The 14,599-nt window shown below is 40.8% G+C and carries 11 protein-coding genes; 4 read left to right on the forward strand and 7 right to left on the reverse strand.

What is annotated here, in order from left to right:
• Positions 1-22: 22 nt before the first annotated feature.
• Positions 23-1,228 (forward strand): S-layer homology domain-containing protein, encoded by a 1,206-nt coding sequence (locus WFJ73_RS22400; protein ID WP_336775178.1) that lies wholly within the window; start codon positions 23-25, stop codon positions 1,226-1,228.
• Positions 1,216-7,695 (forward strand): hypothetical protein, encoded by a 6,480-nt coding sequence (locus WFJ73_RS22405; RefSeq protein WP_336775179.1) that lies wholly within the window; start codon positions 1,216-1,218, stop codon positions 7,693-7,695. Before WFJ73_RS22400 ends, WFJ73_RS22405 begins: the two co-directional genes overlap by 13 nt.
• 123 nt (positions 7,696-7,818) lie before the next feature.
• Here WFJ73_RS22405 and WFJ73_RS22410 read toward each other — a convergent pair whose 3' ends face one another.
• Both WFJ73_RS22410 and WFJ73_RS22415 read right to left on the reverse strand, forming a co-directional pair.
• Positions 7,819-8,517, reverse strand: a complete 699-nt coding sequence (locus tag WFJ73_RS22410; RefSeq protein WP_336775180.1) for a hypothetical protein — start codon at positions 8,515-8,517, stop codon at positions 7,819-7,821.
• Positions 8,518-9,068: 551 nt separating this feature from the next.
• A complete protein-coding gene (locus WFJ73_RS22415; RefSeq protein ID WP_336775181.1) occupies positions 9,069-9,662 on the reverse strand; it encodes a hypothetical protein in 594 nt (197 codons plus the stop codon).
• A 396-nt stretch (positions 9,663-10,058) separates the two neighbouring features.
• Between WFJ73_RS22415 and WFJ73_RS22420 the strand changes: the two genes are divergently transcribed.
• Together WFJ73_RS22420 and WFJ73_RS22425 are read left to right on the forward strand one after the other, a co-directional pair.
• Complete coding sequence (locus WFJ73_RS22420) at positions 10,059-10,508, forward strand: putative iron-sulfur cluster-binding metallochaperone (protein ID WP_336775182.1); 450 nt, start codon at positions 10,059-10,061, stop codon at positions 10,506-10,508.
• Between the two features lie 64 nt (positions 10,509-10,572).
• Positions 10,573-11,043, forward strand: coding sequence for an NUDIX domain-containing protein (locus WFJ73_RS22425; protein WP_336775183.1), 471 nt, complete (start codon positions 10,573-10,575; stop codon positions 11,041-11,043).
• 225 nt (positions 11,044-11,268) lie between these two features.
• Here WFJ73_RS22425 and WFJ73_RS22430 read toward each other — a convergent pair whose 3' ends face one another.
• The 5 genes from WFJ73_RS22430 to WFJ73_RS22450 form a co-directional block, all read right to left on the reverse strand.
• Positions 11,269-11,535 (reverse strand): metal-sensitive transcriptional regulator, encoded by a 267-nt coding sequence (locus WFJ73_RS22430; protein ID WP_336775184.1) that lies wholly within the window; start codon positions 11,533-11,535, stop codon positions 11,269-11,271.
• A gap of 74 nt (positions 11,536-11,609) precedes the next feature.
• Positions 11,610-12,092, reverse strand: a complete 483-nt coding sequence (locus WFJ73_RS22435; protein WP_336775185.1) for a DsrE/DsrF/DrsH-like family protein — start codon at positions 12,090-12,092, stop codon at positions 11,610-11,612.
• 26 nt (positions 12,093-12,118) lie between these two features.
• Positions 12,119-12,913, reverse strand: a complete 795-nt coding sequence (locus WFJ73_RS22440) for a sulfite exporter TauE/SafE family protein (RefSeq protein ID WP_336775186.1) — start codon at positions 12,911-12,913, stop codon at positions 12,119-12,121.
• Between the two features lie 300 nt (positions 12,914-13,213).
• Positions 13,214-13,441 (reverse strand): sulfurtransferase TusA family protein, encoded by a 228-nt coding sequence (locus tag WFJ73_RS22445; RefSeq protein ID WP_336775187.1) that lies wholly within the window; start codon positions 13,439-13,441, stop codon positions 13,214-13,216.
• Positions 13,442-13,456: 15 nt separating this feature from the next.
• On the reverse strand, positions 13,457-14,593 hold the full coding sequence (locus tag WFJ73_RS22450; protein WP_336775188.1) for an MBL fold metallo-hydrolase: 1,137 nt from the start codon (positions 14,591-14,593) through the stop codon (positions 13,457-13,459).
• Between the last annotated feature and the right edge of the window lie 6 nt (positions 14,594-14,599).

Genomic DNA, 14,599 nt, shown 5'->3' on the forward strand with positions numbered 1-14,599 from the left:
CGAAGAAAAGAGGAAATCTAAAATGAAAAAGATGTTATTAACATTAGTAAGCGTGGGTCTGGCTTGTTCACTGCTGGTACCAACTTCAGCGGTATCTACTCATAAAGTTGAGGCTGCAACAACTAAGCCAAGCTTTAAAGACATCTCTGGTCACTGGGCGGAAACGTCTATTGAAACAGCTGTCCAAGCCGGCATTTTGAATGGGTATTCGGACGGTACATATAAGCCCAACAACACGATAACTCGTGCTGAGCTGCTTAAAGTGATGGCACTGACCTTCAAGCTTGAAATTGGATTGGGCGGATCGACCTGGTATGCGCCATATCAAACAGCTTTGGCTAAAGCCGGCGTATATTTGGATGGTGACTATCCAGGTAATGTGAATAATCCTGCGACTCGTAATGAAATGGCTAAGCTGGCCGTGCGGGGAGAGTACGCGGAATATCGGAATAAGAAGCTTACTGCTGCTGAGTTGATGTTCCGTGCTGTTAATAAAGGCATTTTGTCTCGTTCTGGAACGAAAGCTGAATCTATTAATACGGAAGGCACAACGACTCGTGCAGAGGCTGCTGTGCTTGTTACCCGGCTACTGAAGCTCTCTAATGGTGGCTCTCTTACTGTAGACAAAGGGGCATCGAGCGCAGCTGAAATCGCTTGGCACCGGCACAATATGATTACGATGTTTAATCAAAATGATTTGGAATCTTTCCCATATACAAAGAAGATAAATTCGCGGTATCAAGTGACTATTAGTGAACTCATTGTTCTAGATCCGACTGATAAATCTGGTTACTATGCACAGTATTTGGAGGGTGCACAATTCTTGCTTAAAGGAGAAGAGGCAAAACCGAGTGATGGTTATGTATTTGCTTACAAATTAACAGGGAAAAATCTAGTTAAATCAGATGAGTTCCAACAAGTCCGTGGATCCTTTTATATGTATACAGAAGGAGAGTCTGGAGTTGTCTATTTAGCAAATAAATATAACTTCAAAGATATGAGTGTAAAAGAGAGACCTGGTCTATTTGTTAATCGTACACTAATGTCTTTCTCAACTCTTAATGAAGGATACGATTGCTATCTTGAATTTGTCGATAAAGACTATATCCAATCTCAAATTAAGCTATATGGCGGCTTACCAATACATTTAGAGAAATTTAATGTTGGTATGAACAAAGATTCTCAGTTTTATCTTACGGAGGTAAAGGATAAAGAATGGAGAGAATAAACAAATTCTTAGCAATGCTACTAATAATTTTGGTGGGTGTAAATGGATTTCCGTTTACACCTATTTTTTCGGCAAGTTCTGATACAGTTACTTCTACTATAAAAATCCCTTTCTCTTCATCACAGAGTTTTAGTGCAACGGAATTCGCGCAGAATGTAACTGTTGATATCGGCAAGAGTGGGTATAGAGTAAAGTCGTTTGAGGTTTGGAAAAAGGCTTCAAATAGTAACGGTACAGTTAGTTTAGTCAATAAAGCTTCTTATAATTCGACTCTTTCGGGGAGTAAACTACTAATTCCTTCGTTTCAAGGAGCGAAGGTCAGTGCAACTGCTGTTGGCTTCACTTCAAAAATGTATTTTGCAGCCAACCGAAGAAGTAACGGTAAGCAATGGATATTTACTAGTATAGGACAAGATTATTCTGTAACTCCTAGCACCGATAGTTCTTGTTGGGTAGGGGGAATAGCCGAATGTGTAGGTCTATTAAAGGGCCAAGATGATGCCGGCAAGACTATGCCGGTTGATAAAGTGAGAACTGCAGATGGATGGGCAGTAGCAATAAGTGATGGTTTTGCGGGTCCAAACGAATTTTATTATGGTGTTACTGCAATTAGTAAAAGTGATATCATTCCTTCATCCGTAACGATAACTGCTGCAGCAACAAGAGATCAAAAGAATTCAAGAGTTATCGATAAGGGGAAAGGAAAAGATGGATATGGATATCTGAGTGTAGCAACTCCATTGACAATTAATAACCCCTTAGCAGATTCTTCAGGAGCATGTAATGGTTGTAGTGGTAAAGCAATTACCATGTCTTACCCAATAGATACGACAACTACATGGTCTGCACAGACTTATCTCTTTGAAGGTGAGATTCATGTAATCTATGAACCAATTCCACCAGCAAATACACCAACTGTATCCTGTGATTGTTCGGCAGAACCAAACACAATCACATTTGCCGATAAAGACATATCTGTGACGGCAACAATGACGGCTTCTCTTGCAGGAAAAGGGACGAAGACCGTTAAGAACTGGACGGTTTATGGCCGTGCTAATGACGGCAGCCAATACACGACTTCAACGGTAGGATATGGTTTGGATAAGATCGATCAGAAGTTCAACTTCACCATATCCAAGACCAAGCTTGATGGAGTCAATAGTTATACGGAGACATGGGTCATGCGAGCAAGAGTTAATTTTACGGATGGAACGACAGCCGAGCAACCAATTGAATGTACGACAACGGTAGTAAGGCCCGGAACATCCACTCCGGATCCGGGAGGCACGCCGACTCCTCCGCCTGCGCCACCAGTTACTGCGGATATTGAATTTATCCCAAATACTATTATCACCGGAGAACAATCAACACTTGATAATAATTCAGATGGATATACATCTATGAAATGGGACTTCACTAGTAACCTACAGGAGATTCTGACGGATAACACACAGTATCGTTACCCGAACGTGAAGTATGATAAACCAGGCTTTTATACAGCGAAGATAACAGTATCGAACGGAACTGAGACGAAGCAAGACACAGCTACTCTTCAGGTAATAGACCCTAAACCAGTTGCTATTGTGACAGGGCCGTCAAAAGTGATACAAGGAAGAGATTTTTCGAGTGTCTTTCACTTGCTCAATTCGTACACGCCACTTGCAAGCCGCGGAGTTACTATCGATTTCTCAAAAAATCAAATGAGGTATAAGAAAGTAGGAGAACCTGGCTATACAGATGGCTGGCCTGCTAAGGGCCCTGCAGCTCTTGGTGATTATACAATTGAGGGTAAGGTTTTCGATTCAGATGGCCGCGAGAGCGATTGGGGAACACATTTACTCGAAGTGGTACCCGACCAGCCGCCAGTTGTTAGCATAATGGTTCCTGAAGAAACCTATCGCTTTAACGAGTCCATGATTTTTATCGACGCTGAAAGTGTGGACGGTGATACGATAGCTAGCATGAAACTTGAAGAGCGGTATGATCATGACAACGATGGAAATTATGAAGAGGAACCGTGGACAACCCTTTATACAGGGGCATTTAAGGATACTTATCCCATTACCTATACATCTGTAGGGAAAAGACAGTACAGGGCTACAGTAAACGAAGACTACGGCCTCTCTGCAGCATCAGAGATTGCAGCTACAAATGTCATGAACTACGCGCCTTATGTGGATTTTGATGTTTACGGACTTACGCAGCAGCCGGATCAAGGTGATGATAGCGCACCTGAAGATTTGGCATACACTGGCGATTCTATAATGCGCTCGTGGAAGCTAGTTAAGCCATACTCACTTGAAGCCAATAACAATATCGGATGGAAAACATCAAGTGGATCTTTGCTAACCAAAAAATCCAATTTTGCAGACTTCTTTATTAACTTCCCGAATATGGGACTGGGGTCAAATGGAAGATCAAAATACAATTTGGCTTCAGATCTTACAGCATTAGATCCTTGGCTATTAACATCAGGTGTGGTTATTCCCCGTCTTTTTGGAGGACATGAGATCTATTCCTTAGAAGGTAGTCCCACTTATAGTGGACCAGCCGGTACAGCGGTCGCTGTTAAGCGCAATTCGAAAACGGGGGCTGAACTTCGCAGATTTTCTATACCATATGACGAATATTATATGTATCTTGGTGTCGATAAATCGGAAAATTTCTACTTTCAAAAGACAGATCTGACGGGTATCTTTATTACTCGTTATAACAATCAAGGGGATGTGACGGGACAATTCAAGATTCCGGTTGCCGATCCTATAGCAAGTATTCAATACTTCGAGGTTACGGAGAATGGTAAATATATTTATTTGGCCTACGTAACTCGACCTGACGAAAGAACTTCTATCCAAGTAAGCGTAGCGAAGATTGATACGATTTCTAATTCGGTCCTCTGGAATTTATCGAAAGAAAAAGAGGCTTATTCTCCAACCTTTTTACAGCGCTTTAGAGGCACGGTCGATTCTGATGGCGATTTTTATATGACTTATATAGCTGAGACTTCATGGGATGGAAGTTATGATTATTTAATAGCCATTGATTCAGAAAAAGCTTTGCTATCCTCTGTTAGGGTGAGCGGTTCAAAGGGTGAAGATTCATATGTAACAGCAAGTGCTGATTTTGTAGATAGCTGGAATCCAAATACTCACTATAAATATTTATATTTTAATAGAGGAACATATTCAGATGGTTCTACAACTACAATGGCTGTCGATTTTATGATGTACCAGTTTGACCAAACAAACGGCAAACTAATGGTTCCTACCTGGAACGGAAGTAACCTTGAAAGCTGGCAGGATTGCGGAATGTATTGTGGTAAGTTCAATTATCGCTCGATTGCTGGTGTGGGAACACCATTGGTTAGAGCTGATGGGACCGTATTTACTGCTGGTACTTATAATGTAAAATCTCGAATTTACTCCAAAGACTTAAGTACTTCTACGGTTGCTGATGGTACTGGTCAAACAACAATAGTTACGAATTATAAGACATTCGGTACACCTGATGGACGAATGATTATCCCTCAATTTTATATAGCGGATAATTATCCTACTCAAAGTGTATCTGCCTATGTTATGGCTAAGTTTGGAACAACAAATACCACTGTTAGTAGTAAAACACTTGCAAATACGATGCCTCAAATGGACATAACAAAAGATCCTAATCAGTCTTCTCAAATTATGCCTGATGGATCGATATACTTCTTTACGAATTACAGTAATTCGGATAAAGGATACTATGTTATGCCTTTTGTTCCTGCTAACGGGGGAAGTGGCTATCCTAAAATAATTGATGATAACACTGTTGAAGTTATCGATTCTTCTTGGGCAGGCCTCTGGTACGATCCAGTTACGAAGCTTAAAAACGATCGGTTATCATTTAATGTTGCTGTTAATGACGTAACCAATGATAAGCCGGTCGGAGCAGCGATTCACATACAAGATGGTAAGAATATGTATGCCGCTGAATGGACAAAAGACAAGCTTACCTTATATAAGGTTGTGGCTGGATCCAAGACTGTATTGCAGTCAGTTGACTATGCAAGGTCTGCATTTGTAACCTACCCGTTCGAGCTTGAAGCAAAAAACGGTACATTGCGTATCTACATTAATCATGTAAAAGTAATCGAGGTAACGGACACCATTTATAGCAAAGGCTCGGTTGGTCTAATGTCACTTGGCCAGCAGCAGGCAAAATTTAGTGATATTAAGGTTAAGAACTATGGTGATTATTATGTAGAGGAAACGAAGCAATCTGTTCTAGTGGATGAAGAAATAAAATACGATGCGATCTTCGATGACATCGAGAAGGATCCGGATGCTCTAGAAAGTTGGAGCTACGAGCATGATCCAAATTACTTTGCAAATTCTCTTGGACTAAGTACTTATGACGGTAAATCATTCGACGAAAAGCTTCCAACGCTAGACAAACCAGGACTTTATAACATTACATTTAAAGCAAAAGATAACCCTGGAATGGATGAGTATGCAAAATGGTCCGAACCAGTAACCAAGCAGCTCTATGTACATCGTCGGCCGATTGCGCAGCCAGATGTACGCTTTACCGGTACCGTATATCCGGAAGGTGAGATATTGGACTATACCACCTATGACACGTCTTACGATCCAGACGTGCCGGATTATTTAGCGGATCGTTCGTTCCGGACAAGATGGGCTGATGAGTCAACATGGACAACTGGCAAGAGAGAGCTCTATAACCGTCCCGGCGTAGAACTGATTATTCAAGAGCAAGTTATGGATGGATTTAATGTTTGGTCTTATTGGGCGGAAGTTCGGGTCTACAAGGATGCGCTGCCGCCAGCCAATCAGCATCGACCGAAAATGGTAATTACGTACCCTAGTGGAACGCAGACAAGTCCGACTCTTCTGGCAAGTGAGCCGACACTAAAATGGACGTACAGCGACGAAGACAATGATCCGCAGGAACAGTTCTATTTGAAAGTCTCTTACGTGGACAACGGAGCAGCCATACTCGAAGAAACGTTCCCTGGGGATGACCTCACATTCATTCTTGATGAGGGGATCCAGCCAGGAAGAAAAGTGAAAGTACAGGGCAGGGTGTTCTCGAAAGGAAATTGGTCTGATGATAGTAATATTGTTTACTTCATATTGAATACACCACCTGTAACGCATTTACTTAGCTTTAATGGTGCTAAAGCTTCAGAGCCGATCTATACAAACAATAATCGGCCGCAGCTGAAGGTATCCGTAACAGATGTAGATGGACAAGCAATTTCGAAAGTGGATTATGAGGTCTTCTATAACGGAACAGGAGAGCTTGTAGTCGATACCAATAATGCAATCAGTGCAACTGCCTACACGCCGTCTGCGTTGCAGGAAGGTCTTCATAACTGGCGTGCAAGGGCAAACGATGGTATGGCTTGGGGCGGCTATTCGGAAAATGGTTACTTTTTCGTAGATACGGTTCCTCCGGATGACACGAATGAGCAATTGGATATTAAACCGACTTCCGTTACCGTGACATTTAATACATTTAGTGATGCTCCTCCATCATCTGGACATGCTTCTCGAGCATTCTATATGCAAAAGGTCAACGATGATGGGACGACAACCAATATCGATCTGAATGGAAATGGTACAGCAGAATACAGCATCCCGCTTCCAAACTCTACAACAAAGTATACAGTAGGCGGATTGCTAACCGGTCAAAGATATCGCTTAATGGTGGTGGATTGGGACATAGCCGGCAACATGGGGCAATATCAATATATTTACTTCAGTACAAACCAGCCTCCAACAGGCGATTTTAATTGGTCGCCGAAGCCGGTGTACGAGGGAGACACGGTATCCTTTATTACGGCAGTTGATGATCCGGATCACAACGATCTAACGGTTACCTACGAAATTACGAACCCAAGTGGTACAGTAGTCAAAACCATCACATCGAACTCAATTTATCCTTATTCGAGTATTGGTCCGACATACCGAATGGTTGATACTGGGGCATGGAGTGTAACGATGACTGTTACGGATAAGATTGCTGATCCAGTGGTTGTAACGAAGAAAATTATTGTATTACCACTGTCTATCCAAGGGTATGTGCAGCATACGGCTATATGGGAGCAAAACCGTCAAGCCTACAATGCAAAGAACCCAACAAAGCCCCGGTCAGCTGATACGTTCTGGGCGGGGGAAGAATTCGTTCTTTCTTCGGCGGTTACAGATACGGGAAGCTCCTTAACCAAGCCGGATAAAGTGTCGGTGAAGCTGGTAGAGAAAAACATAACCGTTAACTTGAGCTCTACCAATGAGGAAGACTGGAAAGGATCCATGTGGCAGAAAGGATTTGATAAACTGCCTGACGGAACGTATAACTTCCTCTTTACGGTATACTGGAACAATGGAACAACGAAGCAAGACAATGTCGTGGTGAAGATTAAAGATAGTATATGGGATGTTACCGTTACGCATCGTGTGGACTAAAAGTATCTTCTAATCTGCACAATTTGAACTGAGGAGACAAAATGTTGTTGGATAAATAATAAAAATTAAACCCACAGGATACGTTCCTGTGGGTTTAATTTTTATTGCGGAAGGGGATGAAAATTAGCTGGCAACAGAGGCAATCAGCCTTAAGATATAACCAATACCGCCATATACAATGATATCTCTGATCTGTTTATCGGTTAATTGCAATACATAAAACGTCATATTTTCATTAAGACCTGGATTATCACCAATATGGTAGGTGGAGTTCTTCAAGGCCTCTTCTTGTTTTGGGTTTAAAATATAACCACCCATATTTTCATCATCCGGAAAGCGGCACATCCAGTAGATACCCTCATGTGCAACCATATTGCGAATTCCATTAAAGAGATTTGCGATTTCAAGTATGCTTAGCGGTTTTTCCTCAGAAGTCCATATTGCTTGTATTAATTTCTCTTGATGCTCAGGCGAAATATAGTTTGTAAAGAAGTCGCGAATGATAGCTGACTTCGTTTTAATTTTTTTTTGATTAACAGTTTTATAAAGTGCTTCAATGGCCATGATCCAGTATTGTACTTGAATGCCACCTAATTTAGTGTTTTCGTCTAATTTATAAGCATTATCCGCCATAGAAATTGTTCGAACTAATTGATGCATAGCTCTTTTTATCGAGACATCATCATTAAATTCGCATGCATGAATGAACCATATAGCGTCTTCTTCTGTAGGAAAGAAGGGACTGAAGAATGAAAGATATCTAGGGTAAGACTGCTGAAAAACTGCGATCGAAATTTCTAGCTTTTTGGCTTCTGTTAGCATGTGAATCATCCTTTCAGAAATAATAGAGGCGTGATCCAGGACCCTGTAGTCTTTACGGTAAAATAGATCCTTTCATTTAAGAATCATATATCATTAATATTGTTTTAAACAGGGTAAAAGTATTACAAGTATGACATTAAGGAAGATAAGATATAACGTAGCAGGTAGAGAAACTGTTGTTTGGTTTAAACGAAAGTTCTACTCTCAACATGTTCAGTGAAAATAAAGTAGACTGGATGTAATGCACCCGCGCGGTTTATCGATTTACAAACCGTGACTCTCCAAAAATAAGCATCAGACTGAACCAAAAAACGAAACAGCAGTAGCCATGGACGAGAAAATAAAGTCCTAGACTGCTGCTGTTTATTGAACAATCGTCTCTCGTTAGCCTTCATGCAGCACAAAATCAGCGCTGCACCACAGTGGATGAAAATGGATAAAATCTGTCAATAATTCTACTATATCTGGGAGAAGAAGGTGTGTAAACTATGGTCGTGTCCCGCTAGGATATTTGTATTATTGTCCATAGTACGGAAAAGATGGGCGCATATTTACCATGGCTCAACTATAAAGTTCCATGTCCGTTTGCCTTTCATGCCATCCTTTAGCACGTAGCTAAAAACAATGCATACTGAACCACCTTTTCGATATGCAGCGTAGGTTGCAGGCCGAAACATCGCAATGGCTCGCGTTGACTCAATTTGATACGTTTTCGTTTTTCCTTCAAGTGGTGGCCAATTCGTAAATCCCATCGTTTGACTATTTTCATCAGGAACGATATACCAATTTGACTTCTCGATATTAAGGGCATCGGTGTATGTTATCTCAATTTCAGCATACACATTCCCTACGGTTATAGAGTCAATTGGTATATGAAATTCTTGATCAACAGCATTTAGCGCAGACTTGTTATAATGACTAAAATCAAATCCTTCTCCGGCGCTGCCGATACTAAAATCCACAATTCGGATGATTTCGTTTTCCAATTTAAAATCAACGGCTGTTTCCCCAGAGGTTGCAGGTAACACGCTCGTGGTAGGCTTATCGTCGTTTTTGTTGATGATATAAAGGCAAACGACCGCAAAGAGAATCCAAACGATTAGATTTACGTTCTTATTCTTTGAAAAACTGAAAAAATTTTTCATGATGACCTCTTCTCTACTATGGGGGCATACACCCTGTTCTATTCAATATTAAATTATTATAGAATATTTCCAATTCGCTAACTTTCGACGTATTCCTGCTAAACATTCGACAATCCTCCGTTAGATTAACGACTGCCCGCAGTCTACAACTTTATTTTCATGTCGGGTGACAAGAACATTATCTCATTAAATGTCGCGTAAATCGCGGCTTTTTTATTTTATGGGATAATGTTGTTGTCAATTTTGAATGACAAGAACTTTATCTCATTCCCGACAAAGTCGATGAGCCAGAAAGAATCAATGGATTTTGTTCAAAGGGCAGGATAGCGCAATTGGGGCATGGTATAATAGCAGTAACATTTGTACTCGGTTGGAGGTTTGAGGGGAGATAAATTTATGGATTGTTGTACTACACCAGCTAATAGTGCTGTAACTGTAAAAAGAGAGTGTCCTTCCTGCGGTGAGAAGGGCAAGAACGTGCAACTCATAACGCTGGAATCCCTTCTTAAAGAATCGGCGTTAGAAGTCATTGAGCCAGAGAACCCTTTCGTTTTTTGTTTTAACCCTAAATGTTCTATCGTCTACTTTAGCGGCAACCATTCGCAAACGTTTGTGGAGAACGATCTAAAGGTGCCAGTATTCCAAAAAAACCAGGGCGCAGATGTGCCTGTGTGTTACTGCTTTGACTGGACGAGAGAGAGGCTTATCAAAGCCGTCGGTTCTGACAAAAAACCAGCTGACCAAATCAAGGCTCATGTTCAAGCGGGGCGATGTGGGTGCGAGGTAAACAACCCTCAAGGGGGCTGTTGCTTAGGCAATGTAAACTCTTTTGTACGAAGTCTCTAAAAGGGGTAAGCATGGCATGTGATTCAATACGACGTTTATAAATCAACTATTATAGGAGGTAATTATGAATTATTGCGAAAAAATGCGAGAGATGATTGGAAATGCTCCACTAATTATTATGCGACCAAGTGTAGCGATCATTAATTATTCAGGTGAAATTTTACTGAATCGATACATTGGTGGAACCTGGGGTATACCTGGTGGCATATTACAGTTGAATGAGTCTGTTGAGGAATGTATTAAACGAAATGTACAAAATGATTTAGGAATTAGGTTAAATACAGTACGGTTATTCGGTGTCTATTCTGGCAAGGAATTAATAAATCGTGTTGAAGAAAGTGGCGATGAGTATCATACTGTTGCAGTAGGGTATTTATGTACAGACTTTGAAGGGAATCTTACGCCTGATCAATATCAAGAAATTGAGGCTGAATTTTTTCAATTTGATCGATTACCAGAAGAAATAGATCCTTTTATTGAGAACAAGTTAGCTGAACTAAAAGGGCAACTTGAAAAAATGAATTTCTCTAATTGAATTATTGGAAACTTTAGCTCAACAACACAACGGCAGCCGATCGAAGGATCAGCAGCCGTTATTGCATTCACGTACTTGGGCGAATGGGCTTCAATACTTGCAGATGCTTAGCAAAAAAAACTCTCCGAAAGGAGAGTTTTTTTATTTCTACCCATATGCTTGGATATTCCTTTAAAACAAAGAAGGTTTATTTGTATGCTTAGAAAAGTAAAGGAGGGGAGACCATTAGCGGCTTTTCACTAACAGTTCAATGGCTTCTTGAACAATCTTATTACCATCTCGTCCAGCTTCTTGTTCTTCCAACAAACATTGTTGTAAGTTTTCAGCAACAATTTGAGCAATTGCCTTATCGGAAGCATTACGAACGGCAGACAGCTGACTGACGACTTCCTTGCAAGACTTACCTTCATCCATAAGTCTCAGTACGCCGCGTATTTGCCCCTCGATTCTTTTTAATCGGGTTTTCATTTCGTTCGTATAATTGTAGTCCATTATCATTCAATTCCTTTCTAACATACCGGTATGGGTATATTATAAGTCAAAAAATAAAAATGAAACAAGCATTCTTAGATAAACAAGTTTACTTTGGCTTCCGTAGCATCACCAAGATAAGCAGCAACGCCGGCGTATTCCAAGCCATCAATAAGTTCATCTTGCTGCAAGCCCAACAGGTCCATCGTCATCGTACAGGCAACCAATTTAATGCCTTGTTCTTTTGCTAATTCAATCAGTTGTGGGAGAGACAGCGCATTGTGTTTCTTGATGACGTGATTAATCAACTTAGGTCCCATACCCATAAAGTGCATTTTGGACAATCCGAGCTTTTTGGCTCCTCGCGGCATCATCCACCCAAATGCTTTTTCAAGCATCCCTTTTTTTACTTTAACGACCTCATCCTTACGCATGGCATTCAAGCCCCAGAACGTAAAGAATATCGTGACTTCATGGTCATAAGCAGCTGCTCCGTTGGCAATAATAAAAGCTGCGATCGCTTTGTCCAAATCACCGCTAAAAAATACAATTGTCGTTTTTTCTTTTGTCGGTTCCATTATGATTTCTCCTTCGCACAAATAAGTTATAAAATCGATAACCATACCTTAACGGCAGTTAAGGCAATTAAGATTACTAGTCCATAGCGTAAATACGTGGTATTGATTTTGGCGCTTATCTTTGATCCTAGTGGGGCGCCAATCAAGCTTCCGATAATGGTAAAGATAACGGGGGTAATAGGAATGTGACCCGCGCTGATTTTCCCAATAACACCCCCGATTGCGGAAATGAATACGATGGCAAGAGATGTCGCTATCGTTGTTCTGGTTGGAATTTTGAGTACCGTCAGCATAATCGGAATAAGAATAAATGCACCGCCAGCGCCTACAATCCCCGAAACAATACCGACGATAAAAGCAGATATAATGGCGATACTCTTGTTAAATGTGATTTCTTGCGCATTATCCGATTGTTTTCCCTTATTAGGTATCAACATTAATACAACCGCAATGAGTGCTAAGATGCCGTAGATAATGTTTATGGCATCACCGTCTAAATACTTTGAAGAAAAACCCCCAAGGAGACTTCCACATAAAATACTGATTCCCATATAAAGAACAAGTCCCGAATGGATTTGAGCGCCATTCTTATTGTTCTTTTTCTTTCGAAAGGCAAGAACCCCAGCAAGAGATGAGAAAAAAACCTGGAACATACTGATACTCGAAACTTCATGCGCAGAAAAATGAGCGACACCTAGGCTCGACGGTACATAGAGTAGAAGAGGGTAATTGATTATCGCGCCTCCAATACCCAATAAACCCGAAAAAAATGAACCGACTAAACCAAGGAGCGTCATCACGATATACAAAAGGGTATCCATATTTCCCTCCTTAGTCAGAACACTATTTCTCTTGTTTTAAAATCGCTTGTGAATTATAATAAATCCAAGTAATTTCGTATGAAAAGAGGGTGTATTCTGATGATGCGTTTGATTAAGTCAATATTTATCCATAAATGTCCCGATTGTGCGGAACCTTTAATCAGTAGCAACGATACGTTATGCTGTATCAAGACTTGTCCAAATGAGCATTATAGAGAAGAAACGTATTGTTTACTTGGTGTAAAAATCGTCTATGACTCAAAATAAGCGAACACTATTCGTGTAGTGTTCGCTTATTTTTTAAAGTTTCTTCACAAGGAATTTATAATCGCCATCTTCTTGTTCATGTTTGATGAGTTCGTGTTTAGTTTGTTTGACCCAAGCTTGGAAGTCGTTCACAGAGCCTTTGTCTGTCGATATAACAACCATGGTTTGACCCACTTGCAAGGCATCCAGTGCCTTTTTAGCTTTTACGATTGGCATTGGACATGCCATTCCTTTTGTATCTACAATGATATCCGCTTGCATCTTATAATTTCCCCCTTAGTTATCGTGAATTGCGCAGCGATTAGGACCAATCTCCATTTCGCGCTGTTCTTCTTCGCTTGGATGAATTTTCCCCATGTTGGTTTGGCGAATCTCTTGATAAGCATTTGGTTGTGGCGGTAAATGGTTCGTCACGACATCTCTAAATTCTGCTTCATCAGTGATGTTCAGACCAGGATTATGTTGATACAAATCCCCTAAACGAGCAGATACCGCTCCATTATGACCTAGTTCGCTTACTTTGCCGAAATGCGCAGGCAGTACGATCAATTCATTTGAAAGATGTGTGTAACGATTGTAGAGTGTGTCACGTAAATCTCCAACCCAATCCTCGGCTTTACCCGCCAAGTCAGGTCGACCGATAGATTCTACAAACAGAATGTCTCCGGTGAGCAAATATTTATCATCGATAAGGAGTGATGTACTCCCGATGGTATGTCCCGGTGAATAGATAGGTTGAATATTGATTTCGGTATTTCCAACCCGAATAACTTGATTCTCTTCCAGTTTAGCGAAATCAAATGTCACTTCTGTTGCATCTTTCGGAGGTAGCCAATACGTTGCACTCGCTTTCTCAGCCAACTTTCTACCGCCCGAAATATGGTCAGCATGAAGGTGGGTATCCATCGTATGCTTGATTTGGACATGATTCTCAGAAGCAAAGCGTTCAATATCATCCGTCATACGCGGGGTATCAATGATAGCCGCTTCTCCATTGGACATTACGAAATAACTCAGACACCCTTTGCCAATTCGAATGAATTGATAAATCGAACCGCCGTTTTTCAAATCACCAATTTTAACAGGTTCTAAATGTTCGCTCCAAGCTTTCATGCCACCTTGTAGATAATAGACATTACTGCGCCCCGCCTCTACAAGTAGGTCAGCAACAAATTTCGACGACCCTTCTTTGGCGCAGACAACTAATACTTTTTTATCTTGAGGAACTTTATCGAGTGCTGGATCCACACCATCCAGCAGCTCAAAATAGGGAATATTAATGATTTCTACGCTTTCCCCTTCAATTTTCCAATCGTCAAACAAATCTTCATTTCGAACATCAAGAATAAAAAGCTGTTCTTTGTTCAGAACCAATCGCGTTAATTCTCTGGCATTCATGATGGTTGCTTCCATTTTTGA

Source organism: Paenibacillus sp. MMO-58, assembly GCF_037146255.1.
In the GTDB taxonomy this organism is placed as follows: Bacteria; Bacillota; Bacilli; order Paenibacillales; family Paenibacillaceae; genus Pristimantibacillus.

Coding starts and splice junctions, on each gene's coding strand:
- WFJ73_RS22400 (WP_336775178.1), top strand. CDS start 23: ATGAAAAAGATGTTATTAACATTAGTAAGCGTGGGTCTGGCTTGTTCA.
- WFJ73_RS22405 (WP_336775179.1), top strand. CDS start 1,216: ATGGAGAGAATAAACAAATTCTTAGCAATGCTACTAATAATTTTGGTG.
- WFJ73_RS22410 (WP_336775180.1), bottom strand. CDS start 8,517: ATGCTAACAGAAGCCAAAAAGCTAGAAATTTCGATCGCAGTTTTTCAG.
- WFJ73_RS22415 (WP_336775181.1), bottom strand. CDS start 9,662: ATGAAAAATTTTTTCAGTTTTTCAAAGAATAAGAACGTAAATCTAATC.
- WFJ73_RS22420 (WP_336775182.1), top strand. CDS start 10,059: ATGGATTGTTGTACTACACCAGCTAATAGTGCTGTAACTGTAAAAAGA.
- WFJ73_RS22425 (WP_336775183.1), top strand. CDS start 10,573: ATGAATTATTGCGAAAAAATGCGAGAGATGATTGGAAATGCTCCACTA.
- WFJ73_RS22430 (WP_336775184.1), bottom strand. CDS start 11,535: ATGGACTACAATTATACGAACGAAATGAAAACCCGATTAAAAAGAATC.
- WFJ73_RS22435 (WP_336775185.1), bottom strand. CDS start 12,092: ATGGAACCGACAAAAGAAAAAACGACAATTGTATTTTTTAGCGGTGAT.
- WFJ73_RS22440 (WP_336775186.1), bottom strand. CDS start 12,913: ATGGATACCCTTTTGTATATCGTGATGACGCTCCTTGGTTTAGTCGGT.
- WFJ73_RS22445 (WP_336775187.1), bottom strand. CDS start 13,441: ATGCAAGCGGATATCATTGTAGATACAAAAGGAATGGCATGTCCAATG.
- WFJ73_RS22450 (WP_336775188.1), bottom strand. CDS start 14,593: ATGGAAGCAACCATCATGAATGCCAGAGAATTAACGCGATTGGTTCTG.